This window comes from Methanolinea sp., from assembly GCA_030055515.1.
In the GTDB taxonomy this organism is placed as follows: Archaea; Halobacteriota; Methanomicrobia; order Methanomicrobiales; family Methanospirillaceae; genus Methanolinea_A.
This window is the reverse complement of sequence record JASFYI010000002.1, coordinates 273,922-297,685: the sequence shown is the minus strand read 5'-3', so window position 1 is coordinate 297,685 and position 23,764 is coordinate 273,922. Positions and strand designations below refer to the sequence as shown.

Genomic DNA, 23,764 nt, shown 5'->3' with positions numbered 1-23,764 from the left:
GGTCTCCCGACCCCCCGGAATTTTCGCGGGAAAACAGGTTTTTTCAGGCTTCCTCGACGTCTTCCGACTGGCAGGAGGGGCAGACAGGGTGCTTCCCAACGCCCCTGAACTTCTCCCCGCACTCCCTGCACCTGTAGTTGTTCCCCTTCACCCTCTCGGGGGGGACCTCGAGGTCAACCGGGCCTCCGACGGTGCACATGGTTCCGAGACTCACCTCAGCTACCTGAATGGGGAGGCCACGTGATAAGGTTATCCTGTCCCCCGCTGCGGCCACCTGTTCGCCGCGATGGCCTCCCGGAATGCCCTGCGGGCCAGCACCATCCCGCGCGCGAGCCGCGGGTTCTCCCTGTACCTCGCGAGGAGCCGGGCGGTGCGTGACGTCTCCATGCTTCCCGGGTACCCACTGGTGCCGCCCGGCGGGATAAAAGAGGTGGGTGTGCCGGGTGGAACCGCCGGGCGTGGACATGAGGGAGGAGGACCCTTTTCCCCCCGTCACGGGAAGAGGAGCTGGACGAGGGGGACTGCAGCGAACGCGAGGATCGCGAGCACGCGCAACGGTGTGTCTCTCATCTTCTTCCACCCCGATCCCAATTCTGGACGGGGGGCGCACTTAAATTCGGTGGATGGCCGCGGTTCAATCGCCCTGCCCTGGCGTGCCCGCGTCCCCGGCCGCCTCCCCGGCCCGCACGCGTCGCCCGATCTCGCGGATCTCCGCGAGGAGGTCGCGGGCGTCCCTGTACCGGTCTTCCCTTCCGGGCGCAAGGCAGCGGAGGATGGCGCGGTCGAGGGGTGCTGCCGCCGGGACGTGCGCGGAGGGCGGGAGAACCCTCCCCTCAAGGCGGGACCGGAGTGCCTCCCCGACGTCCCCCGAGGGGAAGGGGAGCTTCCCGGTGACGAGCCAGTACCAGACGATCCCGAGCTGGTAGATGTCCGTCTCCCGGGACGCGGCGCCGAACCTGCCGGGATCGAGCTGCTCGGGGGCGGAGAAGGCGAGCGAGAACCCGTGGATGGTCGACTGCGGGGGTGCCTTCTCGTCCCGCGAGAGGCCCCAGTCCGCGATCTTGGGCTCCCCGCCGGCGGAGAGGAGGATGTTTGCGGGCTTGAGGTCGCGGTGGAGCACGCCGCGGTCGTGGGCGTAGCCGAGCGCTTCCGCGACCTTCCCGACGATCCGGAGGGACTCCGCGGGGTCGACCGGGACAGGGATGTCCGCGAGGCTGCGGGGGAGGAACTCCATCTCGACGTAGGGGACGGGGAGGATGTTTGCGCCGTAGACCCTCACGATCCCGGGGTGGGAGAGCGCTTCCCACGCCCTTATCTCCCGGAGGAACGACTTCCCCGTCTGCTCATCGCCGCGGAGCGGGACCTTGACCGCGACGGGCGCGCCGTCCGACCTCCTGCGCGCGGCGTAGACGCGGGCGATCCCGCCCTCGTGGAGGAAACGCGCGCCCTCGTACCGGGATGCGAGGGCGGCAGGGAACGGGGGCCCCCCGCCGCCGGGAGGCCCGTCCTCAAAGAGCGTGGTCTCGGGAGACGGTCCGCCCTGATCTCTCCCCTGCACCCGGCCCTCCCCGCGGGCCGCCGCGGCGAGGAGGGCGCCTGCAGCCGAGAGGGCGAGGAGGGCGGCGAGGTGGACCGCGAGCCCGTCCCCTACGCCGGGAAGTCCCCCTCCTCCCCCGTCGGGGGCGGGGGCGGGGGCGGGCGCCGGAGTCCCCGACGGCGACGGCGTCGCGGGGGTCGTGGCAGGGGGAGTCGCCGCGGGGGTGGGTGTCGTCGCGGAAGGCCGCGCGGGTGCGGGAACGGGGGTTGTCCGCGCCGCGGGCCCCTGCGGGGCGGCGGGGGGCCACGTGGGGATCGCCCCCTTCGAGGGAACGGTCACCGTGGGGAACGGGGTGAGCGAGGGGAACGTCGCGGGGGTGGTCAGAGGGGGGAACGTCACTGACGGGCGGAACTCCCGCGGGAGACCACCCTGGACCTGTCGGGACGTCGCGTTCCACGGCGGTGGCTGCGCGTCCCCGTGCGCCCCGCAGGCGGGGAGGGCGATGCACGCCGCCGCGAGGAGGAGGGCTATCGCCCGGGACCATTCCCTGCCCATGGGTGATCGGTTCGGTGCCCGGGGGAGAAGAGGGTGCCGGTCGGGGCCGGGGTGGAGAGAGTGGGGTCTTCGTCACCCGCTGCAGGGAAGGGGGGAGGGGAAGGGGGGGCCGGTCGGTCAGCGGGACCTCCTCGCCGCGAGGACCGCACCGATGCCGAGCCCCGCGAGGAGGAGGAGGGGCGGGAGGGGCGACCGCCCGGCGGGGTTCGGGGTGGTCCCCACCGGGACGAGGGAGACCTGCACGGTCGCGGTCTCGCCCGCGATGACGTCGACGGACGAGACGTACTCCTGGTACCCCGCCCCCGCGATCCGCACCGAGTGGGGACCGGCCGCAAGGCCGGTGACCGACAGGGGCGTCACACCCCTCTCCGCGCCATCCACGAGGACCCTCGCGCCCGGCGGGTCAGAGATGACGGAGAGCGTGCCCGTCTCCTTCTCGGCGAGCGTGACAGGGAACTTCACGGCCTCGTTCGGCGAGACCGTCACCCACCCCTCGAAAGGCTCGTAGCCGTCCTTGCTCACGACGACCGGGTGGGAACCGGGGGCGACGTTGTAGATGACGAGGACCCCAGACGGCGGGACCTGCCCCGCGGGCTTCCCGTCGAATGTCACGTCCGCGCCGGCGGGCGAGACGAGGAGGTGGACCTTCCCGTACGGGACCGGGGGCTTTGCGCTCATCACCACGTAGACGTGGAGGACCTCGCCCTTCTTCGGGACGGACTGGATGACACCGCGGTACGTCTCGTAACCCTCCTTCTGGACGGTGTACGTCCTGTAGAACGGGCCGGACAGGTTGACCGGCACGTCGAGGATGTAGTCCCTCGTCGTGCCCGCAGGCTGGCCGTCGAGGAGGACCTCTGCCCCGTCCACGTTCGTGTGGAACCTGTATATCCCCGTATTCCCCGCTGCTCCCGCCGCGGACTCTGCCGCCACGGGTGAGAAGATGCAAAGGACCGCGCAGAGGACGACGACCCTCAAAACTGGACTCTCCATACACTCCACCAATCAACTATATATATTGGGAGGGGCTGGCATTATTTAAAGGTATCAGTCCGAAGTGTCCCTCTCCCCTCCCTTTTTCGCGGACGGACAGGTTTATAGGGTGGCACGGGAGAGGTACGCCCGGGTGGAGCATGCGCAACGGAGGAGAGGGGAGGGGATGGAGGACGGGGGAGGGGGGAGTCCCGCCCTCGTTCTGCGTCTGCCCCGTCTGCGGGTACAGGGTCGCGGCCCACGTGACGGTCCCCTGCCACACCCTCGCCTGCCCGCGGTGCGAGGCGCGGATGGTCCCGGGCTAGGGTGCGGCGCCGGGAACGCGGGAAAGCCCGCGCTACGGGCGAAAACCGGGGAGAAACGGGAGCAGGCCAGGGCCGAGACTCGAACCCGGGTCGGGGGATCCACAGTCCCCTAGGATAACCAACTACCCCACCCTGGCAGGATGTACCCTCTTCTTTTTCACCCGGGCAGACTTTAAGATATCCCCGCGTGGCGCGGCGGTTCTGCGCTGCGTATATAATTCATGCGGCTCCTAGTACAATGCACGACCGGAGGGGGGTTGGAGGGGAGATGCCCGCGGGGCGGACCGGTCCCCGCGCATCCCCGCGCAGTCCCCGCGCGCACGACCCCGTGGGCCGGCCCGGAGGGAGAGAGGTGAAGGAGGCACAGCGCATCAGGACGCCGATCGTCTGCGTGCTCGGGCACGTCGACCACGGCAAGACGTCGCTCCTCGACCGGATAAGGGGCTCCTCTGTCGTGAGCACGGAGGACGGGGCGATCACGCAGCACATCGGGGCGACCCTCGTCCCCATCGAGGCGATACGGAAGATGAGCGGCTCGATGGAGAAGCTCCCCCTCAATGTCCCGGGCCTCCTCTTCATCGACACCCCCGGCCACCACGCGTTCACGACGCTGCGCGCGCGGGGCGGGGCCCTCGCGGACATGGCGGTCCTCGTGGTGGACATCACCCAGGGATTCCAGCCCCAGACGGTCGAGGCGATCCAGATCCTGAGGACGTACAAGACGCCGTTCGTGGTCGCCGCGACGAAGATCGACCGGATCCACGGCTGGAAGGTGAACCGCGACCAGCCGTTCCTCGCGAGTTTCGCGCGGCAGAACGACAGGGTAAAAGACCTCCTCGAGAAGGGCGTGTACGAGATCGTGGGCCAGCTCTCGGAACTCGGGTTCTCGGCGGAGCGGTTCGACCGCATCACTGACTTCCAGCGGAACCTCGCCATCGTCCCGGTGAGTGCCCACACGGGCGAGGGGATCCCCGAGCTCCTGATGGTGATGATCGGCCTTGCCCAGAAGTACATGGAGAAGGCCCTCTCCTTCTCGGTCGACGGGCCGGGGATGGGGACGATCCTCGAGGTGAAGGAGGAGAAGGGCCTCGGGACGACCCTCGACGTCATCCTGTACGACGGGACGCTCTCGGTGGGCGACGAGATCGTGGTCGCAAAGCAGGACGGCCTCGCCGTGACGAAGGTCCGCGCACTCCTCCAGCCGCGGCCGCTCCACGAGATCCTCATCGAGGACAGGTTCTCGAGGGTCAGGTCCGTCACGGCCGCGGCCGGGATCAAGGTGAGCGCGCCGAACCTCGAGGGCGCGATCGCCGGCTCCCCGATCAGGGTCGTGAGGGGGGACGCGGAGGCCGCGATGGAGGAGATCCGGAAGGAGATGGCGACGATCCACGTCACCCTCTCGCCCGAGGGGCTGATCATCAAGGCCGACACCATCGGTGCGCTCGAGGCGCTCTGCAAGGAACTCGAGGAGAAGGGGATCGGGGTGATGCGGGCGGCCGTCGGGTCGGTGAGCAGGCACGACCTCGTCGAGGCGGTGACGATCAAGAACCCCTACTACAGGGCCATCATCGCCTTCTCGACGCCCCTCCTCCCGGACGCGGCCGAGATGGCAAAGGACCCCTCCTTCCCCGTGAAGATCTTCGAGGGGCGCGTCATCTACAAGCTCGTCGAGGACTACGTCCAATGGAGGGACGAGCTGCGGCGCCGGACGGAACAGCAGAAGTTCGAGCAGATCGTGTACCCGGCGAAGATCCGGATCCTCCCCCACTGCGTCTTCCGCCAGAGCAACCCAGCCGTCGTGGGCGTGCGGGTCCTCGCGGGGACGCTGCGGACCGGCGTGGACCTGATCCAGCGGGACGGGCGGAAGGTCGGGCACGTGAAGTCGATGCAGCTCAACCAGGAGAACATCAGGGAGGCGCAGGCGGGCGCGGAAATCGCGATCGCGATAGAGGGGGCGACCGTGGGGAGGCAGTGCGACGTCGGCGACGAGCTCCTCGTGGACATCCCGGAGAAGCACGTGAAAGTCCTCGAGAAAGAGCTCCTCTCCCACCTCCCCATCCCGACGCAGGAAGTCCTCGCCGAGTTCACCGCGATGAGGCGGAGGGAGAACCCGTTCTGGGGGAAATAGACTTATTAAGGCACCCGCCCAATTGTAGAGGTACTTCGTGGATGCCCTGCCGGGCAGGGGACCGGCGCGTTCCCGCGGGGTCCCGGCCGGGCGCGGGAGAGCGGGTGGCTCCTTTTCAAGGGGTGTGAAACAGGATGGCAGAGTTCAAGATCGTTCTGTCCGATCAGAAGACGGGCCGCTCCTACAAGGTGGACGTGAGCGGCGGGGCGGCCGGCGCCCTGATAGGCAAGCGCATCGGCGACGAGGTCGACATGGGTATCCTCGGGCTGCCGGGGTACAGGATGGAGATCACGGGAGGGTCCGACAGGGACGGGACCCCTGCCCGGAAGAACCTCCCGTTCGCGGGCCGGCGCAAGGTCCTCCTCTCCGGCGGACCGGGGTTCAGGCCCACGCGCGAGGGGCAGCGGAAGAGGAAGACCCTCCGCGGGAACGAGATCACCCCCGAGTTCGTCCAGATCAACGCGCGCGTCGTCCAGTACGGGGAAAAGCCGCTCGACGAGCTCATCCCGAAGCCCGCCGCGGAAGAGAAGAAGAAGTAATTTTCCCTTTCCCTTTTTTCCCCGAGGGCTGTCCGGCCCGGGGTCGCAATCAGGACGAGAGGACCTGGTCCCGGAGCGCGGGCAAAAGATCGCGGAACTCCACGCCGTGGCGCTTCGCGAGGATGACAGCCGCCGCCTCGGGCGCGAGGTTGCCCTGGAACTTCTCCTGCACGATCCGGTTCACCTCCGAGACCACCGCCCCCTTCTGCATCCCCGCCCGCTCCGCGATCCGCTCGACGAGGTCGTCGAGGGGGTCCGACTTGCGGAAGACCGAGGGGCCGGGCTTGAAACCGAGCGGGATCTCGACGCCCGAGACGTCGAAGAGAGGCCGGATCATGTCGCCCTCCACCGCGACGAGCCCCTCCTCGAGCGCCCGCGCGATCACCTGGTTCGCCTGCTCGATGTTCATCCAGTGCTGCTTGAACGCGAGGTAGTACACGATCTCGTTCTTCCGCAGCTCCGTCCTGTGCGAGTGGCGGAAGGGCGCCGCGATCGTGATGGAGAGGCTCACCGCGTCCACCCCGGCCGTCCGTGCATCGGAGGAATGGTTTTTCCCGCGACGCTATCAACTGTTCGGCGTGCCGGCGGGCAGGGGACACGGGATTCCCGGGAGGGCCGCGGTGACTCGTGCAATCGACGAATTGGCATCCCCGGTCCCCCGCGTGTGACGAAGCCACTGGCCGGGGAGACCCTCTTCTGCCGGCGGAAAATCCGCGGCGATCCCCGGGTCGCGCCGGGAGACGAGGGGGCACGAGGGAAGACTTCCCGGCAGGGAAATGGGGGTATTATCCATTATCAAAATATTTATATTATAATAATGTGAATAAAATATTCGGCAAAAGTCGTATCCGTCACAGTCCTCCTCCTACACCACGCACACCTTTTTCCGGATACGACTTTTGAACGCCCGGGAACGCGCGGTGCCCTGCGTGCTGCCGGCGGGAGTGCGATCCCTCGCGAGCGGTTGTCCGCGGGGGAGTCATTCTCTGTCCGCAATTCGCAATTGGGTATATTTATTACCCTCACCGGCCTTCCTCTCATGTGTTGCATCGCGCAACTGGAACTACTGAGGGATTGGCATGAAAAAGATGAAACCCTACAGGTGCGAAGCGTGCGGTTATATCTACGATCCGGCGCGGGGTGAACCGAAGAACGGGATCCCGCCGGGAACGGCGTTCGAGGATCTCCCGAGCAGCTACACGTGCCCGGTCTGCGGGAAGGCAAAGATCGGGAAGAGTGCGTTCACCGCGCTGGAAGCGCCGACGGGGCGGTACCGCTGCGTCGTGTGCGGGTACATCTACGACCCGGAGAGGGGCGAGCCGAAGAACGGGATAAAGCCCGGGACGGCCTTCGAGGACCTGCCCGACACGTACACCTGTCCCGTCTGCGGCGTCTACGCGAAGGTCGGGAAGACCGCCTTCGTGGCCACGGATTAAATCTCCCCTTTTTCGCCCGCGGGTGCCGGGACCCCGGCAGCCCTGCGCACCGTTCCTGTACCTTGGAAAAGAGTCGGTGACCGGCCGGCGCAGACCACGCGCCGGGACCTCACTTCAGGAGGACGGCGTTGATCACGCCTTCCTGCCCCGGCCTGCTCACGATCCGCGCGCGGCCTATCTCGGTCCTCACGATCGCGCCCTTCGTGAGGAGGTTGCGGCGGACGTAGTTGGGGTTCGCGACGTTCTCCTCCACCGTCTCGATGCGCACGCGCCGGACGGTCCCCGTCGCCGGGTCTGCGACGTTCGCGTACTCCGCGCGCATCGTCCTCACTTTCACGTTGCCGCCCGTCGTCCTCACGACGACGCGCCGGTCCTTCCCGATGTGGCTATCTGTCGGCGCAGAACCGATCTCCCTCCTCCTCTTCACGAGCCGCTGGTGGTACCGCGCGCCCGTGTACTTCCTCACTGACCTCCCCTGCCAGAGCATGGTGTCTCACCTTTCCCTCATCTTCGTCGCGTATCGCGGCAGGAACTGTTCCTGCCCGGGTCTTAAATTATTTGTGTCCAGCCCTCTTAAACATGCCCGCTCACGCGAGGAGGGCGTCGAGGAGCGGGACGACCCCTTCCCCTTTCCGGAGGTTCGTCCGGAAGACCTTCATCCCGGGGTGGTACCGGGCCATGTCCCTCTCCATCCGCTCGAGGTCCGCGCCCACGAGGGGCGCGAGGTCCACCTTGTTGATCACGCCGATTGCGCACTCCCGGAACATCATGGGGTGCTTGTTCACGACATCGTCGCCCTCCGTCGCGCTCACGATGACGACCCTCTTCTCCGCGCCGAGCGGGAAGTCGGTCGGGCAGACCATGTTGCCGACGTTCTCGATGAAGAGGATGTCGATTGCGTCGAGGTCGAGCTCCTCGAGGGCGTGGCCCACGAGGTGCGCGTCGAGGTGGCACTCCTTCCCGGTGTTCGCGTTGACGACCGGGATGCCGAGCGCCTTGATCCTCCTGTAGTCGTCGTCGCCGTAGACGTCTCCCGCGATGGCCCCGGGCCTGAAACCCCTCTCCCGCAGGAGCGGGACCAGCCTCTCGATGAGGGCAGTCTTGCCCGAGCCGATCGCGCCGAGGAGGTCGAAGGCGCGGACGCCGTGTTCCCGCAGGTGCCGCGCGTTCTCCCCGGCGATCCGCCGGTTGGCATCGTAGACATCCCTCTCGATGCGGACGTCGATGTGGTGCATACCTATCCATTCGCTCCTGCACAGTTTATAGGTTCACAATCCGACTGAAATGGGATCAGGAGACCGGTGACTAGAGGATGGGGACGAGGAACGAGAGGATCGTCTACCCCTGCTACTTCGACGCCGCCCTCCCGAGGAGCGCGGGGCGGAGGGTCGCGCTCCCGGCGGCGGTCCGGGACCCCTCCCTCGCGGACCTCGAGCGGGCCGCGCGGAGGGCGGGGCTCTCCTTCCGGGCCGAGCAGAAGCACTACCCCGGGCGCTGGTGGAAGCAGGAAGGGAGGCTCGTCGTGGAGTGGAACGGGGGCAAGGAGGAGCTCCTCAGGGTGATCTCTGCCCACCTCGGGGGGAGGAAGTGAGGGGATGTACGACCTGCACACCCACACGGTCCTCACCGACGGCGAGATGCTCCCCGCGGAGCTCGTGCGGAGGCTCGCGGCCCTCGGGTACACGGAGGTGGGGATCGCGGACCACGCGGACGCAACGAACCTCGAAGGGCTCGTCGCCGCGGTGAGGAGGCTTGTCCCCGCCGCCCGGGAGTACGGGGTGACGCTCTACCCGGGCGTCGAGCTCACGCACGTCCCGCCCGCGATGATTCCCGCGATGGCGCGAGAGGCAAAGAGGCTCGGGGCCGCGATCGTGGTCGTCCACGGGGAGACGACCGCGGAGCCCGTCGCGCCCGGGACGAACCGGGCGGCGTGCGCCTGCAGGGACGTCGACGTCCTCGCGCACCCGGGGTTCCTCACCGCGGAGGAGGCGGCCCTCGCCCGCGAGAACGGGGTCGCCGTGGAGCTCACGGCGCGGTGCGGCCACAACAGGACGAACGGCCACGTCGCGAGGGTTGCCCTCGAGGCGGGGTGCACGCTCGTGATCGACTCGGACGCCCACGCGCCCGGCGACCTCATGGACGCGCGCGCGCGCAGGGTGGTGGGAATGGGTGCCGGGCTCACTCCCGCCCAGTGCGAGTCGATCCTCTCGTTTCATATAGGGGAATTCCTCGCGGTGAAAAAGTGATATTTATACATTTTCAATAATTTTATATACTAAAAATTTCCACATATATAAATTACTAAATCCTTCAGCCTGTCCACGCAGGCAGAGGAATAAGGGGTTTTTCGTGTGAAACCAGTCGGTCCCGCTGTTCACGTCGTAGGGGGGCGTATCCTCGTGGTCCGGTGCGATCCGGCGCGACTCCCCCGGCTCCACAGCGAGGTCGTCGACAGGCGCATGAAACCGGTCGGCAGGGTGGTGGACGTTTTTGGGAATGTCGCCTCTCCCCTCGCCGCAGTTCTCTGCGAGAGGCCGTGCGCGGTGACGGCTGGGGAAATGATGTTTGCCCGGTAGGGAAACGGAGTGATTCGCCGTGGAAGAAGTCGAGAAGATCAAGCTCCTCCAGAAGGAGAGGGAAGTCCTCAAGAGCAGGCTGAAAGAGAGGGTAAAGGAGCAGGAGAAGAAGGCAGAGGACCACACGGAGTCCGTCTGCCCCGAGTGCGGGAGCCGCCAGCTCGTCCACGACTACGAGCGTGCCGAGCTCGTCTGCCAGAACTGCGGCCTCGTGATCGACGAGGATTTCATCGACAGGGGGCCGGAGTGGAGGGCGTTTGACCACGACCAGAGGATGAAGAGGTCCCGCGTCGGCGCCCCGATGACGTTCACGATCCACGACAAGGGCCTCTCGACGATGATCGACTGGCGCAACAGGGACTCCTACGGGAGGGCCATCTCGAGCAAGAACCGCGCCCAGCTCTACAGGCTGCGCAAGTGGCAGAGGCGTATCCGCGTCAGCAACGCGACCGAGAGGAACCTCGCGTTCGCCCTCTCCGAGCTCGACAGGATGGCGTCTGCCCTCGGCCTGCCCCGGAACGTGAGGGAGACCGCCGCGGTCGTGTACAGGGACGCGGTCGACAAGAACCTCATCCGCGGGCGGAGCATCGAGGGGGTCGCGGCCGCCGCCCTGTACGCGGCCTGCCGCCAGTGCAGCGTCCCCCGCACGCTCGACGAGATCGCCGAGGTCTCGAGGGTCTCCCGCAAGGAGATCGGGCGGACGTACAGGTTCATCTCTCGCGAGCTCGGGCTCAAGCTCCTCCCCACGTCCCCGATCGACTACGTGCCGCGGTTCTGCTCGGGCCTCAACCTGAAGGGCGAGGTCCAGAGCCGGGCCGTGGAGATCCTGAGGCAGGCGGGCGAGAGGGAGCTCACGAGCGGCCGCGGGCCGACGGGCGTTGCCGCGGCGGCCATCTACATCTCCTCGATCCTCGGCGGCGAGCGCAGGACGCAGCGCGAGGTGGCAGAGGTCGCGGGCGTCACCGAGGTGACGATCCGGAACAGGTACAAGGAACTCGCCGAGAAGCTCGACATCGAGATCATCCTCTGAAGGGGGATATCCCCGCCCTTTTTTTCCCGGTGTCCCAGGCAACCGGGGGCTGTGACCCGGACGTCCTATTTTCGCCGCACGGGGGTCGCCTGGAAAAAATCACCCCGAAAAACGATGGACTCGACGGGATTCGAACCCGTGGCCTTCACGTTGCAAACGTGACGATCTACCCCTGATCTACGAGCCCCCGCGGCCGCGCCGCTGCAGCACTCAGGTTTCCGGCGGGATCCATATAGCCGTTACTGATCGCGGGGAACCGGAAGGCTGATGAGGACGCGGGACCCACGCGAGAAGGCGTTGTCGCATGGCCCAGCTGATCATCGAACCGAAGAGGGGGAAGGACGGACAGGTCGAGTACACCGTGAACTACCTCGACAAGAAGACCGAGAATTCCTTCACCATCACCGTGACCACCGACATGGACGAGGCCATCGGGAGGCTCCGCTCGACCCTCGAGGCCGAGGTCCAAGCGATGCTCAAAAAAGTAGGGTAACCCTTTTTTCCCGGGGGATTCCCCCGCCGGTGGGAAAAAATGCTTGCCGTTCCTCACCGGCAGCTGCTGCAGTAGCAGTTGCAGCATCCTCCCGGGCAGGTATTGGGCTGGAAGAGGTTCTCGTACGTCACGCTTGACCCCATGTGCGGGGAGAGAACCGGGGTGGGTGAGGGGGGAGGACCGTAATCGACGTTCTGCGCCCCTGAGAGGAGGGAGAGGTCCATTCTCGGGCCCGGCAGGCTGAACGGCCCCGTGACCACGATACGCGAGGGATCCCCGGGGACCGCGAGCTGCGGCACTTTGAACTCGAGCGTGATACCCTTGCCCTGGAACTTGGAGAACGCAACCGTGGCGATTGGCGCGGCGACGAGGAGCGCGACCACGGCCGCGAGGACGATTCTCTGGCCGTTCGGGTTCATGCGGGAATTGTGGACCGGGAACGGATAAAAGGTTTCCCCTGCATGATCCCCGCCGCGACCCCCGGTCGCCAAAAAAGACCACCTGAAAAATTTTATTGCGAAAAACCATGGACTCGACGGGATTCGAACCCGTGGCCTTCACGTTGCGAACGTGACGATCTACCCCTGATCTACGAGCCCACAGGATGGATGTACATGTTTCTCCGCCGGCAGGATATAGTTGTTGTCTTCCCCCCGCCTGGTGGCCGGCGCATCAGTCGATCCACTCGAGGATCTCCCTCCCCCTCTCCTCGCTGTCCCTCCTTGCCCTCCGGGTGATCTCGATTATCCTCGCGGGGGTTGCCGGGGTCGTCGCCCGCGCGGGAGGGTCGGGGGGAGGGAAGAGGTCGTCGCCCGCGGGCCGGAACGGGATCTCCTCTGCCGCGATGATTGGGGACGGGCCGAGCGGGGGTTCCTCGCGCGGGATTTCCGCGGGAACTGGCGGGGCGGCCGCGTCGTCCACCGTGACGCGCCGCTCGAGGAGGAAGTCGATGTAGTCCTCGACCTCGCGCTGGAGGTGGGGGGGAAGCCTCGCGAACTTCTCGCCGATTCCTTCCATGGGATTCCCGGGCACCATCCTGTACTATTCCCCCCGGCCGGATAATTCAATCTCCCGGTGGCGCGGCACTCCCGGCCAGCCCCGAGAGGAGGAGGACTGCGCAGCTGTGCTCCGCGAGGGAGGTGAGGACGTATGCCTCCCGGAGCGTTCCCGCGGCCGCAAACGTCCCGTGCCCGCGGACGATCGCGACCCGGACGCGCGTGAGGGCTTCCGCGACGTTTCCCGCCATCTCCGCGCTCCCCGGCGCGCCGCCGACGACCGGGATCTCGGGCGCGAACATCTGGCCCTCGCTGTCGCGCGGGACGACCCGGTCGCCGCAGGAGAGGGAGAGCGCGACGGCGTGGACGGGGTGGGCGTGGACGATCGCGCCGTGCGGGGTCCGGCGGTACACCTCGCGGTGGAGCCGGGACTCGCTCGATGCCCCCGGCGGGATCTCGCCCGCGAGGGGGACGAAAACGGGCTCGCCGGGCTCGTCGAGGAACGATCCCGTCCGGGTGACGAGGAACCCGTCGCCGGTGCGCACGCTCATGTTCCCGAAGTTCGCCGCGACAAGCCTCTCCCGGACGAGGCGCCTTCCCACGCGCGCAAATTCCGCGGCGACATCCGTCACGGGCGTGTCCACCCCCTCTGCCGCCTTCTTCACCGGAACTCGATCCCGACGTCCCGCATCCTGTTGAACCGCGCGATGTTGAGGAGGAGGGGGGTCAGCGACTCGACCATGCAGGAGGCCGCGAGCGGGCCCGCGTCGTACGCGCGTATCCCCTCGATGCTCGCGGCGAGCGCCATCACGACCGCCTTTGCCTCCCGGTCGTCCCCGCAGACCGGGACCGCGAGGTGGAGGTCCTGGTCGAGCGCCCGCCACTTGTTCGCGGCGACCGTGTTGAACGCCGTGCAGAGCCGGGCGTCGGGGGGGAGCAGCCTCCGGATCATCAGGGCGGCCGAGCCCTCGGGCGGGGGTGCGTACCGGAAGTACTCGCCCTTCTCGATCGGGTTGACCGGCGAGACGACGATCTTGCCCGAGAACCCGTGGAGGCCCTGGAGCGTTGACTCCACGTGCCGGAAGGGGATCGCGAGGATGACGATGTCAGACCTGTCGATTGCCTCCTGGTTCGTCGCCCCCTCGCAGGAGCAGGCAAGTCCCCTCCCCCGGAGCGTCTCGACGCAGGACCGGCTGCACTCTGCCGCCTTCCCCTCGTCCCGCGACCCGATGATCACCTCGTGCCGGGAGGAGAGGCGCATCGCGAGGCCCTCGCCGATGTCCCCGGTCCCCCCCACTATCCCGACCCGCACGGGCTCACTCCACCAGCGGCGCGAGCATCGCCTCGAGGGTCTCGGCGCTCGTCACGCCCTCGAAGCTCCGGATGACCCTGCCGTCTTTCTCGATGACGAGCGTCGGGACGACCCGTATCCCGTACCTGTTCGCCATCTCCATGTGCTGGTCCACGTCGACCTTCCGTATCTCTACCTTCTCGCCCAACCTCCGCTTCAGCTCGTCGAGGATCGGGCCCTGCCTCTTGCACGGACCGCACCATTCAGCAAAAAAGTCGATTAAAACCGGTCTGCCCATCACGATTCCCAAGAGACTTAGTGGAAGGAAAAGAGTGATAAAGATTGTTCTCCCGCGTCAGCGGGAGAGTATCTCCTTGATTATCTCCCCGTAGGCAGGCCGGGTGATGATCACCCCGACGAGGACGCCGACCATCGTGATGATCGCAAAGCCGCGGAGACTCGAGAGGTCCATGAGCGCGAGGGGGATCATCGCGATGACGACGGTCGCCGCCGAGACGAGGATGATCCCGAGCGCCCTCGTGAGGCGCTTGGTGTAGAGCGTGGGCGAGGGCACCTTGCCCTCGTGGAGGATCTCGTCCGTGATGATGACGAGCTGGTCGATCCCCGTCCCGAGGACCGCGATGAGCGCGGCGATCGAGGCGAGGTCCAGCTGCTGGATGTAGACCGCGATGCCGAGGAGGATCACGATCTCCGAGAGGTTGGTCGCCATCATCGGGAGGACGATCGCGGGCTCGCGGTACCGGAAGTAGACGACGACACCGACCGCGATCGCCGCCACGATGAAGGCGACCGCGCATATGTACTTGAAGTAATCGGAGAGCTCCGCGGGCACGAACCCCGATCCCGCGACAATGACGTCCACGGGGAGCGCCCCCGCCCGGAGGTGGATCTCGAGGTTCTTTGCGGCCTCGAGCCCCGCTGTCCCCGTCCCCGTGGAAGCGAAGAGCTGGCGGATCGGCTCGCGGGCGAGCTTCGCCGCGAGGTCAGGGGAGAGCGGCGCACTGTACACGACCTTTTCGTCGAGGACCATGTCGAGGTAGTGGGCCTCGGGGTCCTGGACCGCGCCCGTCCTTATTGCTGCCTTCTGGAGTTTCTCCGCGCCCTCCTGGTTGAGCGTGAAGGAGACGCCCCAGACCGGGCTTCCCGGCGCATCGTGGCTCGGGACCCCCACGGTCGTGATGCTGTCGCCGTAGAAGACGTTCTCGGTCTCGTTGCCGACCGTGTGGATCCGCACCTCGAACTTCCCCTGCCTGCCCACGATCTCCTTTGCCTGCGAGAGCGAGACGCCCGCAAGCTCGACGCGGACGTAGTGGGAGACCCCCGAGAGCCCGACGAGCGGGTTGACGCGGGCGTCCTTCGTCCCGAGCGCGTTCAGCTTGTTCTCGAGGATCCTCTTCACCTCCTCGGCCGTTGCCCGGGAGACCCCCTGCTCGTACGTGGTGAGCCTGCCCCCCGCCGCAGCGAAGGTGGCCTCGAGCTCCTCCCTCGGGACGAACTTCCGGACCTCGAGCTTGTTCCCGCCGAGCAGGTACACCTCGGCATCCAGTCTCTGCCGGACGGCGTCGGCGAACGCGTCGGGGTCTTCCCTCGTCTCGAACCCCGCGACCACGGCCTTGAACTCCATCTGGAGCCACGTCCCCTCCTGCAGGTCGAGGCCGTACTGGAGGTTCGTCGTGAACTTCCCGTCCTCGACGCGCGGGGCGATCGAGACCACCGCGAGCACGAGGAGGACGACCATGAGCGCCACCTGCCAGTGGCCGAGGATCGCCTTCAGCCGGTCCGCGTTCATCTCCCACCCCTCGCGAGGACGTACCACTTGATGATCCCCGCGTTCGTGAGCCACGTGTTCACCATGTCGACAGCGAGCCCGATGAGGAGCACGGTCGCGATATCCCGCACGACGGTGATCTGCCCGACGGACGCGACGACCCACATCGCGAAGACCGCGGCGATGGTCGTCGTCGTCATGATGATGCCGGTCCGGAAGGCGCCGGCGAGCTTCTCGTCAAGCTTCCCCTGCCTCTTGAGGACCCTCATCGTGAGGAGGATGTCGGAGTCGACCGAGTACCCTATCAGCATGAGGAGCGCGGCGACCGTCGCGAGCGAGAGCTCGATCCCGACGAGGTTCATCGCGGCCGCCGTGACCGCGATGTCCGCGAATGCCGAGAGGACGACCGCGCCCGCGGGGACGAGCGAGCGGAACGCGAGGAAGACGACGACCGTCATCCCGACGAAGGAGATGACGAGGGCGAGCAGTGCCTGCCGCTGGAGCGTCTCGCCGAATGCCGCCCCTATCTGGTCGATCTTCGCGTCGGGGTACCTCGCGCCTATCTCCGCGGCGAGCGCCTGCAGGCTCGCGTCGTCCATGGGCCCGAACTTCAGGTACTTCCCGTTGTTCACCCCTTCCCCGACGGAGAGGAGGGGGTAGGAGGAGAAGGCGGCCCTGATCTGCTCGGCCGAGTCGGTTGTGAAGAGCGTGACGGCAGTCCCCCCGGAGAAGTCGATCCCCGCCCTGACCGGCATCCCCGTCTCGAGCGTTGTGACACCGAGGAGGACGAGGCTCGCGGCCAGGATGACGATCGGGACGACCACCATCTGCCGGGGAGTGTACCTGTTCACGTCGTAAACGACGAATCCCATGACCCAGTACTTGGCGAGGGAGGGGTAAAATCCTTCGGAGAGGGCGCACGTGCCCTCCCCGCGGGAAAAATCCGCCGTTGCTCTCCCCTTTGCCCGCACTCTCCCCTGCCGCCTGCCCGATCCCGCGTTCCGCCACGGATTTTCGCCGGGAAGAAGAGAAATCCTTATATAAAAATTACGGTGAGTACCACTTCATGAGATCTCCGCACGAGATCAAGGCAGTCATCGAGAACCGCCTGCGGGTATACCTCTCGCGTGACCAGACCGGGATCCGGCGTGCGATGCTGAAGATCTTCCTCCGGATGAAGAGCCTCACGATCGCGAAGATCTGCGAGATCCTCAACAGGCACTTCTCCATCAGCTACCACTCGGTGGCCGCGATGGTGGGGATCGTCGCCTCGCGAATAGGGATCCTCCACGTGAAGAAGAACAGGGAGGGGACGCACAGCATCTACCAGCTCAAGGAGCAGTACGTCGACCTCGTCGCCCGGCTCGTCGGCCCCGCATAGGGGCGCCCGCGCTTCACAATTTTTTTCCCCTTCCCCGTCGATGTGGAGAGAATCATGTACATACGACCCAATGCCTGTCCCCTCCCCGAGGAGATCCCGGTCACCGAGGACGTGGCAGACTACGTCGAGAGGAGGGGGTGCGACTTCCGCGTCTGCACATCCTGCGGGGGTCCCATCCTCCTCCCCGTCACCATAAAACCCCCAAAACCCACCGACATCCCCGTCAGGGTGAGGGAGAGGACGATCTTCGTCTCGGTCCACCAGGCGCGGTACATCCACGCCATCCACAGGGGGATGATCCCCTCCTTCCTCTTCGACGGGGACGGGGAATCCCCGGACCATGAGTTTTGAGGAGCTGGAGCACACCGCGGACGCGCGGTTCAGGATCAGGGCCCCCACCCTCCCGGAACTCTACGCGGAGGCGGTGCGGGCGCTCATGACCGTGATGTACGGGAGGCCCGGCGAGGACGGGGAGACGCGGGAGATCGAGGCAGAGGGGCACGACCCCGAGTCCCTCGTCCACGCGTTCCTCTCCGAGGTCCTCTTCCTCTCCGACGTGGAGGGGCTCGTCTTCTCGGGGGCATCCGTGACGGTCGGGGAGACGAGGGTCCGCGGGACGCTCTCCGGCGAGCCCTACTCCCCGGAGAAGCACGGCGGGGGGAGGGAGGTGAAGGGAATCTCCTTCTCCGGCCTCTCGATTTCGCGTGACGATGATTCATATACCCTCGACGTCATCTTTGATGTGTGAGGCAACCATGTTCCCCGGGATACAGAACCTCGGTCCGTACGAATGGCAGGTCCCGGTGGGGTACGTCCCTGGGATGAGGGTCCCCGGCGTCTTCTACCTCTCCGAGGCCCTCGCCGGGACACTCGAGGAGGGGGCAGTCCGGCAGCTCGCGAACGTGGCGACGATGCCCGGCATCGTGAAGAGGTCGCTCGCCATGCCCGACATCCACTGGGGGTACGGGTTCCCGATCGGGGGTGTCGCCGCGTTCTCCTTCGACGGCGGCGTGATCTCCCCCGGCGGCGTCGGGTTCGACATCAACTGCGGGGTCCGGCTCATGTCCACGCCGCTGCGGGAAGCGGACGTCACGAACCGGAGGGAACTCGCCGACCGGCTCTACCGCGAGATCCCGACCGGCGTCGGGGGGAAGAGCAGCTTCAGGATCTCGGAGAGGGAGCTTGACGAGACCCTCCTCGAAGGCGCGCGGTGGGCGGTCAGGAAGGGCTTCGGGAGGGACGAGGACACGGCGTTCTGCGAGGAGGGCGGGAGGATGGAGGGTGCCGACCCCTCCGCGGTCTCCGCGAAGGCGCGGTCCCGGGGCCTGCCGCAGAGCGGGACGCTCGGCTCGGGCAACCACTTCCTCGAGGTCCAGGTCGTGAGGGAGGTGTACGACCAGGAGACCGCCGCCGCGTTCGGACTCCACCCCGGCCAGGTTTGCATCATGGTCCACTGCGGTTCGCGGGGACTCGGCCACCAGGTCTGCACGGACCACCTCCGCGTCCTCGAGGCGGCGACGAAGAAGTACGGGATCTCCCTCCCCGACCGCCAGCTCGCGTGCGCGCCCCTCGAGTCGCCGGAGGGGAGGGCGTACTTCGGGGCGATGGCCGCGTCGGCCAACTACGCGTGGGCGAACAGGCAGGTGATCATGCACAGGACGAGGAAGGTCCTCGCCGAGATGTACCGCGTGCCGGAGAAGGAGATGCGGCTCGTGTACGACGTCGCCCACAACGTCGCGAAGGTCGAGGAGCACGTCGTCGACGGGAAGAGGATGAAGCTCTGCGTCCACCGGAAGGGGGCGACGAGGGCATTCGGCCCCGGTTCCCCGGGGATTCCGGACGCCTACGCGCGGACGGGCCAGCCGGTCATCATCCCGGGCAGCATGGGGACGCCCTCCTTCGTCCTCCGGGGGACAGAAACCGCGATGGAGAAGACATTCGGCAGCACGTGCCACGGGGCGGGGAGGGTGATGAGCAGGACGCAGGCGAAGAGGAAGATCACGGGCAGGGAGATCCGCGAGGGGCTCGAGAGGAGGGGGATCGCGGTGAGGGCGCCGGGCGACGCCTCCCTCGCCGACGAGGCCCCCGACGTGTACAAGCCGAGCGGGGAGGTCGTGCGCGTCGTCCACGAGGTCGGCATCTCACGCCTCGTCGCGCGCCTCGAGCCGCTGGCGGTGATCAAGGGGTGACCCCGAGGATCGGTCTCCTCTGGGACGGCGAGACCGTCTTTGCGCGGTTCCTCGACGGGTGCGGGGCCTGCTGCGAGAAGGTCACCCCCGCGCTCCTCGCTGCACCATTCTTCCGCGGGAGGTTCGCGGTCCTCGTCGTCCCCGCGGGGTTCGGGAACCCCGCATACTCCCGCCTCCTGCCGGCGCTCCGGGCATCCTCGGCGCGGATCCAAAGGTTCCTCTCGAATGGGGGGAGATTGCTCGTCTTCTCGCCGGGGATGGACAGGGGCGACGCGTACGACTGGCTCCCGTTCCGCGTGGCATACACCCACAGGGAGAGGGAGGGGGGTGTCGAGTGCGTCGCGGGCCACGCCTGCGCCTCCCTCTTTGCAGGGTACGACCCTTCCACCCTCGCGTGCGACGGGTTCTTCCCGGAGCACGACTGCGAGGTGGTCGCGAGGAACCCCGACGGCCCCGTCATCCTCCGGTGCACGGTGGGCAGCGGCGAGGCGATCGTCACGTCTGTCCACGAATACCCTTCTGCGGCATTTATCAGGCAATTCTGCGCGGGAGCGTCGGAAACATTATTGTGACCGAAGTCCACGGATCAGGGTAAGGATCTGCCCATGAACCGCTACGTCATCTCCGCGGAGTCCGGGCCGGAAGACCTCGAGCCGGTCGGGCTCGCGCTCCACGAGATCCTCCACAGGCTCCCCATCACGGCGCGGTCCGCGAGCAGGCCGGGGATACGGATAGAGAACGGGACAGTCGTGGACAGGAACTACACGGGCCCCGTGCTCGAGGACGTCATCAGGGAGAACAGGCTTATCAAGACGACGCCGAAGACGGGCGCGTACAGGGGTGTCCCCGTCATCGTCGCGCCCGTGCGGGACTCTTCCGGCGGTGTCCTCGGTGCCATCGGTGTCGTGGACATCACGGGGATCTTCGATCTTGCCACCCTGATGGAGCACCAGTCGGAGATATTAAGACAGGTCTGCGGGAAGGATCCCTGCCCCCTCCCCACCGAGCAGGTCCCCGCGAGAAGGTAAACGCCATGCACGAGGCAGCGTTCCGTGTGCTCGAGGTGCTCGAGACGAGCGACGGTCCCGTCACCGGCGAGAAGATAAGCAACGTCCTCGGGATATCCCGCTCCGCGGTCTGGAAGCACATCAAGGAACTCATCAACATGGGCTACGACATCCAGGTCTCGCACCGCGAGGGGTACCGCCTGAAGAAGGGGAGCAGCAGGCTGCTTCCCTACGAGGTCCACAAGAAGCTCCGGACGAAGGTCATGGGCAGGTCGATGCGGTACTACGAGAGCACGGTCTCGACGAACTGGGTCGCGAAACAGATGCTCCGCGAGGAGGACGCGGCTGCCCTCCACGGGACGGTCATCATCGCCGAGCAGCAGACGGGCGGCATGGGGAGGCTCGGCCGCTCGTGGATCTCGCCGCGGGGCGGGATATGGGTGACGGTCATCCTCCACCCCGCGATCCCCATCGACAGGGTCTTCATGATCACGATGGCGGGATCCATCGCGGTGGCCCGGGCGCTCAACAAGGAGTACGACGTCGGTGCCCTGATCAAGTGGCCCAACGACGTGTACATCGGGGACAAGAAGGTCGCGGGCCTCCTCCTCGAGATCTCCGCCGAGGCAGACCAGGTCCACTACGCCCTCCTCGGGATCGGGATCGACGCGAACGTCTCTCCCGAAGAGCTCTCGCAGGTCCCCCAGGCCGTCACGTCGGTGAGCATGGAGGTGGGCCACGACATCGACCGCTCCGCCCTCCTCGCGAGGGTGCTGCGGGAGTTCGAGAGCCGGTACATGCTCCTCGAGGCGGGCGAGTACGAGTCGATCATCCGGGAGTGGAAGAGCCTCTCCTGCACGCTCGAGCGGAGGGTCCAGATCACCACCCTGAAGTCGAGCTTCGAGGGCGAGGCGATCGACATCGACGAGTACGGCGCCCTCCTCGTCCGGAAGGACAACGGCAAGATAGAGCGCGTCATCGCGGGGGACTGCATCCAGCGGCAGGATTAATTCGTCAACCGCGAAAATTTTCCCGGTTGACGATGCTGCAGGGACGTGAGAGGGCACTCTTCGTCGCGAGGGCAGGGACGTTTGCCGCGCTCCTCGCCGCGGGATCGTGGGTCTCGGTCCCCTTCGTGCCCGTCCCCCTCACCCTCCAGACCCTCGCCCTCTTCCTCTCGGCGGGGACCATGGGGAGGCACGCGGTCGTCCCTGTCTCCCTCTACCTCCTCCTCGGGGCGCTCGGGTTCCCCGTCTTCCACAACGGCGCGGCGGGGATCGGGGTCTTCCTCGGGCCGACGGGGGGGTACCTCGCGGGGTTCCTCCCCGCCGCGCTCGTCTCGGGGCTCTGCTTCGAGTCGGGGCGCGGGTGGGTCAGGGTGGCGGGGCTCGCCGCGGGGACCGCGCTCGTCTACGCCTGCGGGGTCGCGTGGCTCTCCTCTTCCACCGGGATGCCGCTCCCCGCCGCCGTCCTCGTGGGGGCCGTCCCCTTCGTCCCGGGAGACGTCGTCAAGGCGGCCGCCGCGTACGCGATCGCGGGGAGGGTCTCCCGCGCCGCGGGCGGGCGACCGGGGGGTGTCGGCGGGCCGTGATCGTGGTCGAGGGCCTCTCCCACGGGATCCTCTCGATCCCCCGGCTCGAGATCCCCCCGGGCCTCTCGGTCGTCACGGGGGAGAACGGGAGCGGGAAGACGACGCTGCTCCGCCTCCTCGCCGGGATCCGCGTGCCGGAGAGGGGATCGGTCCTCGTCGACGGCGTGCCGCCGGCGGCGGTCCCCCGGGGGTTCGTCCACGAGTTCCCCGGGAGGAACTTCCTCTTCCCCACCGTCTCCATGGAGGTCGCCTCCCCGCTCATGTTCCGCCATGCCCCGTGCAGCGAGGTGGAACGCGAGGTCTCCCGCGCCGCGGCCGCCGCGGGGATCGGGCACCTCCTCTCCCGGCAGGTACGGGACCTCTCGGGCGGGGAACAGGTCCTCTGCGCCCTCGCGGCCGCGATCGCCGCCCGCCCCGCGCTCCTCGTGCTGGACGAGTGGGACTCCCACCTCGACGCGGGGACCGTGGAGAGGGCGAGGGCGTGCATCAGGGGCTCCGGTGCCCGGCACGCCGTGTGGTGCACGCAGGACATGGAGATCGCCGCGTCCGCGGACTTCGTGGTCTTCCTCGGGGCCGGCCGCGTCCTCCACGCGGGGAGGCCGGATTCGGTCTTCCCCGCCCTCGAGGGGACGTGCTGGTTCCCGCCGTCGTGGAGGGGGGAGGATGGAGCTCGTCCTTGACCGGGTGGCCGTGCGGCGCGGGGACGTCACGATCCGGGCATCCGCCGTCTTCCCGGCCGGCATCCACCTCGTGACGGGGCCCGTCGGGGCGGGGAAGACGACGGTCGCGCTCGTCGCGGCGGGGATCCTGCCCCCGGACGAGGGGGCCGTCCGGCGGGAGGGGATCGCGCGGTCCTCGATCCTCTTCCCGTTCCCCGAGTGGCACGTCACGGAGAGATCCCTCCGCGAGGAGGCGGGATCGTTCGGGGTGGACGCGACTGCGGCGCTCTCCCTCGCCGGGCTCCCGGTCACGGGGGGGAGGGATCCCCTGTCCCTCTCCCGCGGCGAGCTGAAGCGGTTCCTCCTCGCCTGCATCCTCCTCCGCGGCGACGACCTCCTCGTCCTCGACGAGCCCTACAGCGGGCTCGACTGCCCGGGGAAGGCGTGGCTCTGCCGCGCGCTCGAGGCAGTGCGGGGCGGCGGGGCCCGGATCGCGGTCGTCTGCACCCACGAGCGGCACTTCCTCCCCCGGGCCGACAGCGCGTGGGAGTTTTCGGGGCACACGCTCTGCCGGCGGGACCGCCGCGGGGGCGGGGGAGAGGGGGGGAGGGGAGGGTGAAGGACCCGCGGCTCCGGCTCCTCTCGGTAGCCGTCCTCTCGGCCGCCGCCTTCGCGTCGGTCCACGGCGCCCTCCTCGCGCTCCTCTGGTGGGCGTGCACGGTCTCCGGGCCCCTCCGCCTGTGGAGGTCCCGCTGGCCGCTCCTCGTCTTCTCGCCGCTCCCCGTGGTCGCGCTCGTCCTCCTCGCGACGGGCGGGGAGTGGGTCTCCTACAGCACCCGGCTCGCGGCCGTCCTCCTCGTCGCGGTCTACGCATTCCAGCACCATGGGCCCGGCGAGTTCCTCGGGGTCGCGACGTGGCTGCTCGGGGAGGGGACCGGCTTTGACTGCGGCCTTGCGGGGGAGATCGCCCTCTCGGGCCTCGCCCACCTGAAAGACGAGGTGACGCGGTACCGGTGGGCACTCTCCCAGAAGGGGATCCCGTGGGGCATCCGCGCCGTCGGGCCCGTCGCGACCGGCCTCCTGTGGGAGACGCTCGCGAGGGCACCGGAGCAGGCCGATATCCTCGTCGCGAGGGGCTACACGCGGGGCGGGTCTGCCTGCGCCCGGTTCGAGACGACCCGCGGCGACGTCATCCTCGCGGCGGCCGCGCTCGCCGCCGGGATCGCGGCGTTTTTACCAATCGGAGAATTTTTTATACTATCGCAATGAA

34 protein-coding genes and 3 tRNA genes are annotated in these 23,764 nt (G+C 67.5%); 20 read left to right on the top strand and 17 right to left on the bottom strand.

Features of this window, described 5'->3' with window-relative positions:
• Positions 1 to 43: 43 nt before the first annotated feature.
• The 4 genes from QFX32_05755 to QFX32_05740 all read right to left on the bottom strand — a co-directional run bounded on the left by QFX32_05755 (position 44) and on the right by QFX32_05740 (position 3,085).
• Positions 44 to 199, bottom strand: a complete 156-nt coding sequence (locus tag QFX32_05755) for a hypothetical protein (GenBank protein ID MDI9633545.1) — start codon at positions 197 to 199, stop codon at positions 44 to 46.
• A 50-nt stretch (positions 200 to 249) separates the two neighbouring features.
• Entirely contained in the window at positions 250 to 387 is a 138-nt protein-coding gene (locus QFX32_05750; GenBank protein ID MDI9633544.1) for a hypothetical protein, read from the bottom strand.
• A 247-nt stretch (positions 388 to 634) separates the two neighbouring features.
• Positions 635 to 2,092, bottom strand: a complete 1,458-nt coding sequence (locus tag QFX32_05745; protein ID MDI9633543.1) for a serine/threonine-protein kinase — start codon at positions 2,090 to 2,092, stop codon at positions 635 to 637.
• Between the two features lie 117 nt (positions 2,093 to 2,209).
• A complete protein-coding gene (locus QFX32_05740) occupies positions 2,210 to 3,085 on the bottom strand; it encodes a PEGA domain-containing protein (GenBank protein ID MDI9633542.1) in 876 nt (291 codons plus the stop codon).
• A 140-nt stretch (positions 3,086 to 3,225) separates the two neighbouring features.
• On the opposite strand from QFX32_05740, the gene QFX32_05735 reads away from it, so the two are divergent.
• Positions 3,226 to 3,390 (top strand): hypothetical protein, encoded by a 165-nt coding sequence (locus tag QFX32_05735; GenBank protein MDI9633541.1) that lies wholly within the window; start codon positions 3,226 to 3,228, stop codon positions 3,388 to 3,390.
• 64 nt (positions 3,391 to 3,454) lie between these two features.
• Here QFX32_05735 and QFX32_05730 read toward each other — a convergent pair.
• Positions 3,455 to 3,527: transfer RNA gene (locus QFX32_05730), tRNA-His, on the bottom strand.
• A gap of 215 nt (positions 3,528 to 3,742) precedes the next feature.
• Between QFX32_05730 and infB the strand changes: the two genes are divergently transcribed.
• Positions 3,743 to 5,518, top strand: a complete 1,776-nt coding sequence (infB, locus tag QFX32_05725) for a translation initiation factor IF-2 (protein MDI9633540.1) — start codon at positions 3,743 to 3,745, stop codon at positions 5,516 to 5,518.
• Positions 5,519 to 5,652: 134 nt separating this feature from the next.
• Complete coding sequence (locus tag QFX32_05720) at positions 5,653 to 6,057, top strand: 30S ribosomal protein S6e (GenBank protein MDI9633539.1); 405 nt, start codon at positions 5,653 to 5,655, stop codon at positions 6,055 to 6,057.
• A 49-nt stretch (positions 6,058 to 6,106) separates the two neighbouring features.
• On the opposite strand, the gene QFX32_05715 is transcribed toward QFX32_05720, so the two are convergent.
• Complete coding sequence (locus QFX32_05715) at positions 6,107 to 6,577, bottom strand: DUF2240 family protein (GenBank protein MDI9633538.1); 471 nt, start codon at positions 6,575 to 6,577, stop codon at positions 6,107 to 6,109.
• 559 nt (positions 6,578 to 7,136) lie between these two features.
• Here QFX32_05715 and QFX32_05710 point away from each other — a divergent pair.
• Positions 7,137 to 7,493, top strand: a complete 357-nt coding sequence (locus QFX32_05710; protein MDI9633537.1) for a rubredoxin — start codon at positions 7,137 to 7,139, stop codon at positions 7,491 to 7,493.
• A 109-nt stretch (positions 7,494 to 7,602) separates the two neighbouring features.
• Here QFX32_05710 and QFX32_05705 read toward each other — a convergent pair whose 3' ends face one another.
• Entirely contained in the window at positions 7,603 to 7,980 is a 378-nt protein-coding gene (locus QFX32_05705) for a 30S ribosomal protein S8e (protein MDI9633536.1), read from the bottom strand.
• Between the two features lie 100 nt (positions 7,981 to 8,080).
• On the bottom strand, positions 8,081 to 8,728 hold the full coding sequence (gene hypB, locus QFX32_05700) for a hydrogenase nickel incorporation protein HypB (GenBank protein MDI9633535.1): 648 nt from the start codon (positions 8,726 to 8,728) through the stop codon (positions 8,081 to 8,083).
• Between the two features lie 77 nt (positions 8,729 to 8,805).
• On the opposite strand from hypB, the gene QFX32_05695 reads away from it, so the two are divergent.
• From QFX32_05695 to QFX32_05680, 4 genes are all read left to right on the top strand, one after another.
• A complete protein-coding gene (locus QFX32_05695) occupies positions 8,806 to 9,084 on the top strand; it encodes a signal recognition particle subunit SRP19/SEC65 family protein (protein ID MDI9633534.1) in 279 nt (92 codons plus the stop codon).
• A 4-nt stretch (positions 9,085 to 9,088) separates the two neighbouring features.
• The gene (locus tag QFX32_05690; GenBank protein MDI9633533.1) at positions 9,089 to 9,739 is read left to right on the top strand and encodes a histidinol phosphate phosphatase domain-containing protein; all 651 of its coding nucleotides are present in this window, start codon (positions 9,089 to 9,091) and stop codon (positions 9,737 to 9,739) included.
• 105 nt (positions 9,740 to 9,844) lie between these two features.
• Positions 9,845 to 10,069, top strand: a complete 225-nt coding sequence (locus QFX32_05685; protein MDI9633532.1) for a Gar1/Naf1 family protein — start codon at positions 9,845 to 9,847, stop codon at positions 10,067 to 10,069.
• A gap of 19 nt (positions 10,070 to 10,088) precedes the next feature.
• Positions 10,089 to 11,099, top strand: a complete 1,011-nt coding sequence (locus QFX32_05680) for a transcription initiation factor IIB (GenBank protein ID MDI9633531.1) — start codon at positions 10,089 to 10,091, stop codon at positions 11,097 to 11,099.
• A 115-nt stretch (positions 11,100 to 11,214) separates the two neighbouring features.
• Here QFX32_05680 and QFX32_05675 read toward each other — a convergent pair.
• A tRNA-Ala gene (locus QFX32_05675) sits at positions 11,215 to 11,286 on the bottom strand.
• Between the two features lie 117 nt (positions 11,287 to 11,403).
• Here QFX32_05675 and QFX32_05670 point away from each other — a divergent pair.
• Positions 11,404 to 11,592: a hypothetical protein gene (locus QFX32_05670; protein ID MDI9633530.1), complete on the top strand. Its 189-nt coding sequence runs from the start codon at positions 11,404 to 11,406 to the stop codon at positions 11,590 to 11,592.
• Positions 11,593 to 11,645: 53 nt separating this feature from the next.
• Here the strand turns inward: QFX32_05670 and QFX32_05665 are convergent, their stop codons facing one another.
• From QFX32_05665 to QFX32_05630, 8 genes are all read right to left on the bottom strand, one after another.
• Positions 11,646 to 12,011, bottom strand: coding sequence for a hypothetical protein (locus QFX32_05665; protein ID MDI9633529.1), 366 nt, complete (start codon positions 12,009 to 12,011; stop codon positions 11,646 to 11,648).
• A 108-nt stretch (positions 12,012 to 12,119) separates the two neighbouring features.
• Positions 12,120 to 12,191 (bottom strand) — tRNA-Ala (locus QFX32_05660).
• 73 nt (positions 12,192 to 12,264) lie between these two features.
• On the bottom strand, positions 12,265 to 12,609 hold the full coding sequence (locus QFX32_05655) for a hypothetical protein (protein ID MDI9633528.1): 345 nt from the start codon (positions 12,607 to 12,609) through the stop codon (positions 12,265 to 12,267).
• A 46-nt stretch (positions 12,610 to 12,655) separates the two neighbouring features.
• Entirely contained in the window at positions 12,656 to 13,252 is a 597-nt protein-coding gene (locus tag QFX32_05650) for an aldolase (GenBank protein MDI9633527.1), read from the bottom strand.
• Positions 13,249 to 13,899, bottom strand: a complete 651-nt coding sequence (npdG, locus tag QFX32_05645; GenBank protein ID MDI9633526.1) for an NADPH-dependent F420 reductase — start codon at positions 13,897 to 13,899, stop codon at positions 13,249 to 13,251. The genes QFX32_05650 and npdG overlap by 4 nt, the downstream gene beginning before the upstream one ends.
• Before the next feature lie 4 nt (positions 13,900 to 13,903).
• Complete coding sequence (locus QFX32_05640; protein ID MDI9633525.1) at positions 13,904 to 14,176, bottom strand: thioredoxin family protein; 273 nt, start codon at positions 14,174 to 14,176, stop codon at positions 13,904 to 13,906.
• Between the two features lie 57 nt (positions 14,177 to 14,233).
• A complete protein-coding gene (locus tag QFX32_05635; GenBank protein MDI9633524.1) occupies positions 14,234 to 15,688 on the bottom strand; it encodes a preprotein translocase subunit SecD in 1,455 nt (484 codons plus the stop codon).
• Positions 15,685 to 16,539: a protein translocase subunit SecF gene (locus QFX32_05630; protein MDI9633523.1), complete on the bottom strand. Its 855-nt coding sequence runs from the start codon at positions 16,537 to 16,539 to the stop codon at positions 15,685 to 15,687. Before QFX32_05630 ends, QFX32_05635 begins: the two co-directional genes overlap by 4 nt.
• Before the next feature lie 194 nt (positions 16,540 to 16,733).
• Here QFX32_05630 and QFX32_05625 point away from each other — a divergent pair, with 194 nt between their 5' ends.
• Genes QFX32_05625 through QFX32_05575 form a run of 11 tightly spaced genes read left to right on the top strand, consistent with a single transcriptional unit; the run spans position 16,734 to position 23,763 of the window.
• Positions 16,734 to 17,048 (top strand): DUF2551 domain-containing protein, encoded by a 315-nt coding sequence (locus QFX32_05625; protein ID MDI9633522.1) that lies wholly within the window; start codon positions 16,734 to 16,736, stop codon positions 17,046 to 17,048.
• A 54-nt stretch (positions 17,049 to 17,102) separates the two neighbouring features.
• Entirely contained in the window at positions 17,103 to 17,399 is a 297-nt protein-coding gene (locus QFX32_05620) for a hypothetical protein (GenBank protein ID MDI9633521.1), read from the top strand.
• Positions 17,389 to 17,796, top strand: coding sequence for an archease (locus QFX32_05615; protein MDI9633520.1), 408 nt, complete (start codon positions 17,389 to 17,391; stop codon positions 17,794 to 17,796). The genes QFX32_05620 and QFX32_05615 overlap by 11 nt, the downstream gene beginning before the upstream one ends.
• A gap of 7 nt (positions 17,797 to 17,803) precedes the next feature.
• Positions 17,804 to 19,237, top strand: coding sequence for an RtcB family protein (locus tag QFX32_05610; protein MDI9633519.1), 1,434 nt, complete (start codon positions 17,804 to 17,806; stop codon positions 19,235 to 19,237).
• Positions 19,234 to 19,809 carry a hypothetical protein gene (locus tag QFX32_05605; protein MDI9633518.1) on the top strand — a complete coding sequence of 192 codons (576 nt, stop codon included), beginning with the start codon at positions 19,234 to 19,236 and terminating at the stop codon, positions 19,807 to 19,809. Before QFX32_05610 ends, QFX32_05605 begins: the two co-directional genes overlap by 4 nt.
• 33 nt (positions 19,810 to 19,842) lie before the next feature.
• Positions 19,843 to 20,265 carry a DUF2111 domain-containing protein gene (locus QFX32_05600; GenBank protein ID MDI9633517.1) on the top strand — a complete coding sequence of 141 codons (423 nt, stop codon included), beginning with the start codon at positions 19,843 to 19,845 and terminating at the stop codon, positions 20,263 to 20,265.
• A gap of 5 nt (positions 20,266 to 20,270) precedes the next feature.
• Entirely contained in the window at positions 20,271 to 21,254 is a 984-nt protein-coding gene (locus QFX32_05595; protein MDI9633516.1) for a biotin--[acetyl-CoA-carboxylase] ligase, read from the top strand.
• A gap of 32 nt (positions 21,255 to 21,286) precedes the next feature.
• Positions 21,287 to 21,835 (top strand): biotin transporter BioY, encoded by a 549-nt coding sequence (locus tag QFX32_05590; GenBank protein ID MDI9633515.1) that lies wholly within the window; start codon positions 21,287 to 21,289, stop codon positions 21,833 to 21,835.
• Complete coding sequence (locus QFX32_05585) at positions 21,832 to 22,515, top strand: energy-coupling factor ABC transporter ATP-binding protein (protein MDI9633514.1); 684 nt, start codon at positions 21,832 to 21,834, stop codon at positions 22,513 to 22,515. Before QFX32_05590 ends, QFX32_05585 begins: the two co-directional genes overlap by 4 nt.
• Positions 22,499 to 23,113 (top strand): ATP-binding cassette domain-containing protein, encoded by a 615-nt coding sequence (locus tag QFX32_05580; GenBank protein MDI9633513.1) that lies wholly within the window; start codon positions 22,499 to 22,501, stop codon positions 23,111 to 23,113. The genes QFX32_05585 and QFX32_05580 overlap by 17 nt, the downstream gene beginning before the upstream one ends.
• Positions 23,110 to 23,763, top strand: coding sequence for a hypothetical protein (locus tag QFX32_05575; GenBank protein MDI9633512.1), 654 nt, complete (start codon positions 23,110 to 23,112; stop codon positions 23,761 to 23,763). The genes QFX32_05580 and QFX32_05575 overlap by 4 nt, the downstream gene beginning before the upstream one ends.
• Position 23,764: the final 1 nt, after the last annotated feature.

Bases quoted from the DNA above. Each gene is read 5' to 3' on its own strand.
- QFX32_05635 (MDI9633524.1), bottom strand. From the start codon at position 15,688: ATGAACGCGGACCGGCTGAAGGCGATCCTCGGCCACTGGCAGGTGGCG.
- QFX32_05695 (MDI9633534.1), top strand. From the start codon at position 8,806: ATGGGGACGAGGAACGAGAGGATCGTCTACCCCTGCTACTTCGACGCC.
- QFX32_05615 (MDI9633520.1), top strand. From the start codon at position 17,389: ATGAGTTTTGAGGAGCTGGAGCACACCGCGGACGCGCGGTTCAGGATC.
- QFX32_05710 (MDI9633537.1), top strand. From the start codon at position 7,137: ATGAAAAAGATGAAACCCTACAGGTGCGAAGCGTGCGGTTATATCTAC.
- QFX32_05690 (MDI9633533.1), top strand. From the start codon at position 9,089: ATGTACGACCTGCACACCCACACGGTCCTCACCGACGGCGAGATGCTC.
- QFX32_05720 (MDI9633539.1), top strand. From the start codon at position 5,653: ATGGCAGAGTTCAAGATCGTTCTGTCCGATCAGAAGACGGGCCGCTCC.
- QFX32_05630 (MDI9633523.1), bottom strand. From the start codon at position 16,539: ATGGGATTCGTCGTTTACGACGTGAACAGGTACACTCCCCGGCAGATG.
- QFX32_05595 (MDI9633516.1), top strand. From the start codon at position 20,271: ATGCACGAGGCAGCGTTCCGTGTGCTCGAGGTGCTCGAGACGAGCGAC.
- QFX32_05670 (MDI9633530.1), top strand. From the start codon at position 11,404: ATGGCCCAGCTGATCATCGAACCGAAGAGGGGGAAGGACGGACAGGTC.
- QFX32_05705 (MDI9633536.1), bottom strand. From the start codon at position 7,980: ATGCTCTGGCAGGGGAGGTCAGTGAGGAAGTACACGGGCGCGCGGTAC.
- QFX32_05600 (MDI9633517.1), top strand. From the start codon at position 19,843: ATGAACCGCTACGTCATCTCCGCGGAGTCCGGGCCGGAAGACCTCGAG.
- QFX32_05620 (MDI9633521.1), top strand. From the start codon at position 17,103: ATGTACATACGACCCAATGCCTGTCCCCTCCCCGAGGAGATCCCGGTC.
- QFX32_05625 (MDI9633522.1), top strand. From the start codon at position 16,734: ATGAGATCTCCGCACGAGATCAAGGCAGTCATCGAGAACCGCCTGCGG.
- QFX32_05580 (MDI9633513.1), top strand. From the start codon at position 22,499: ATGGAGCTCGTCCTTGACCGGGTGGCCGTGCGGCGCGGGGACGTCACG.
- QFX32_05745 (MDI9633543.1), bottom strand. From the start codon at position 2,092: ATGGGCAGGGAATGGTCCCGGGCGATAGCCCTCCTCCTCGCGGCGGCG.
- hypB (MDI9633535.1), bottom strand. From the start codon at position 8,728: ATGCACCACATCGACGTCCGCATCGAGAGGGATGTCTACGATGCCAAC.
- QFX32_05740 (MDI9633542.1), bottom strand. From the start codon at position 3,085: ATGGAGAGTCCAGTTTTGAGGGTCGTCGTCCTCTGCGCGGTCCTTTGC.
- QFX32_05735 (MDI9633541.1), top strand. From the start codon at position 3,226: ATGCGCAACGGAGGAGAGGGGAGGGGATGGAGGACGGGGGAGGGGGGA.
- QFX32_05655 (MDI9633528.1), bottom strand. From the start codon at position 12,609: ATGGAAGGAATCGGCGAGAAGTTCGCGAGGCTTCCCCCCCACCTCCAG.
- QFX32_05665 (MDI9633529.1), bottom strand. From the start codon at position 12,011: ATGAACCCGAACGGCCAGAGAATCGTCCTCGCGGCCGTGGTCGCGCTC.
- QFX32_05750 (MDI9633544.1), bottom strand. From the start codon at position 387: ATGGAGACGTCACGCACCGCCCGGCTCCTCGCGAGGTACAGGGAGAAC.
- QFX32_05640 (MDI9633525.1), bottom strand. From the start codon at position 14,176: ATGGGCAGACCGGTTTTAATCGACTTTTTTGCTGAATGGTGCGGTCCG.
- QFX32_05755 (MDI9633545.1), bottom strand. From the start codon at position 199: ATGTGCACCGTCGGAGGCCCGGTTGACCTCGAGGTCCCCCCCGAGAGG.
- QFX32_05610 (MDI9633519.1), top strand. From the start codon at position 17,804: ATGTTCCCCGGGATACAGAACCTCGGTCCGTACGAATGGCAGGTCCCG.
- QFX32_05590 (MDI9633515.1), top strand. From the start codon at position 21,287: ATGCTGCAGGGACGTGAGAGGGCACTCTTCGTCGCGAGGGCAGGGACG.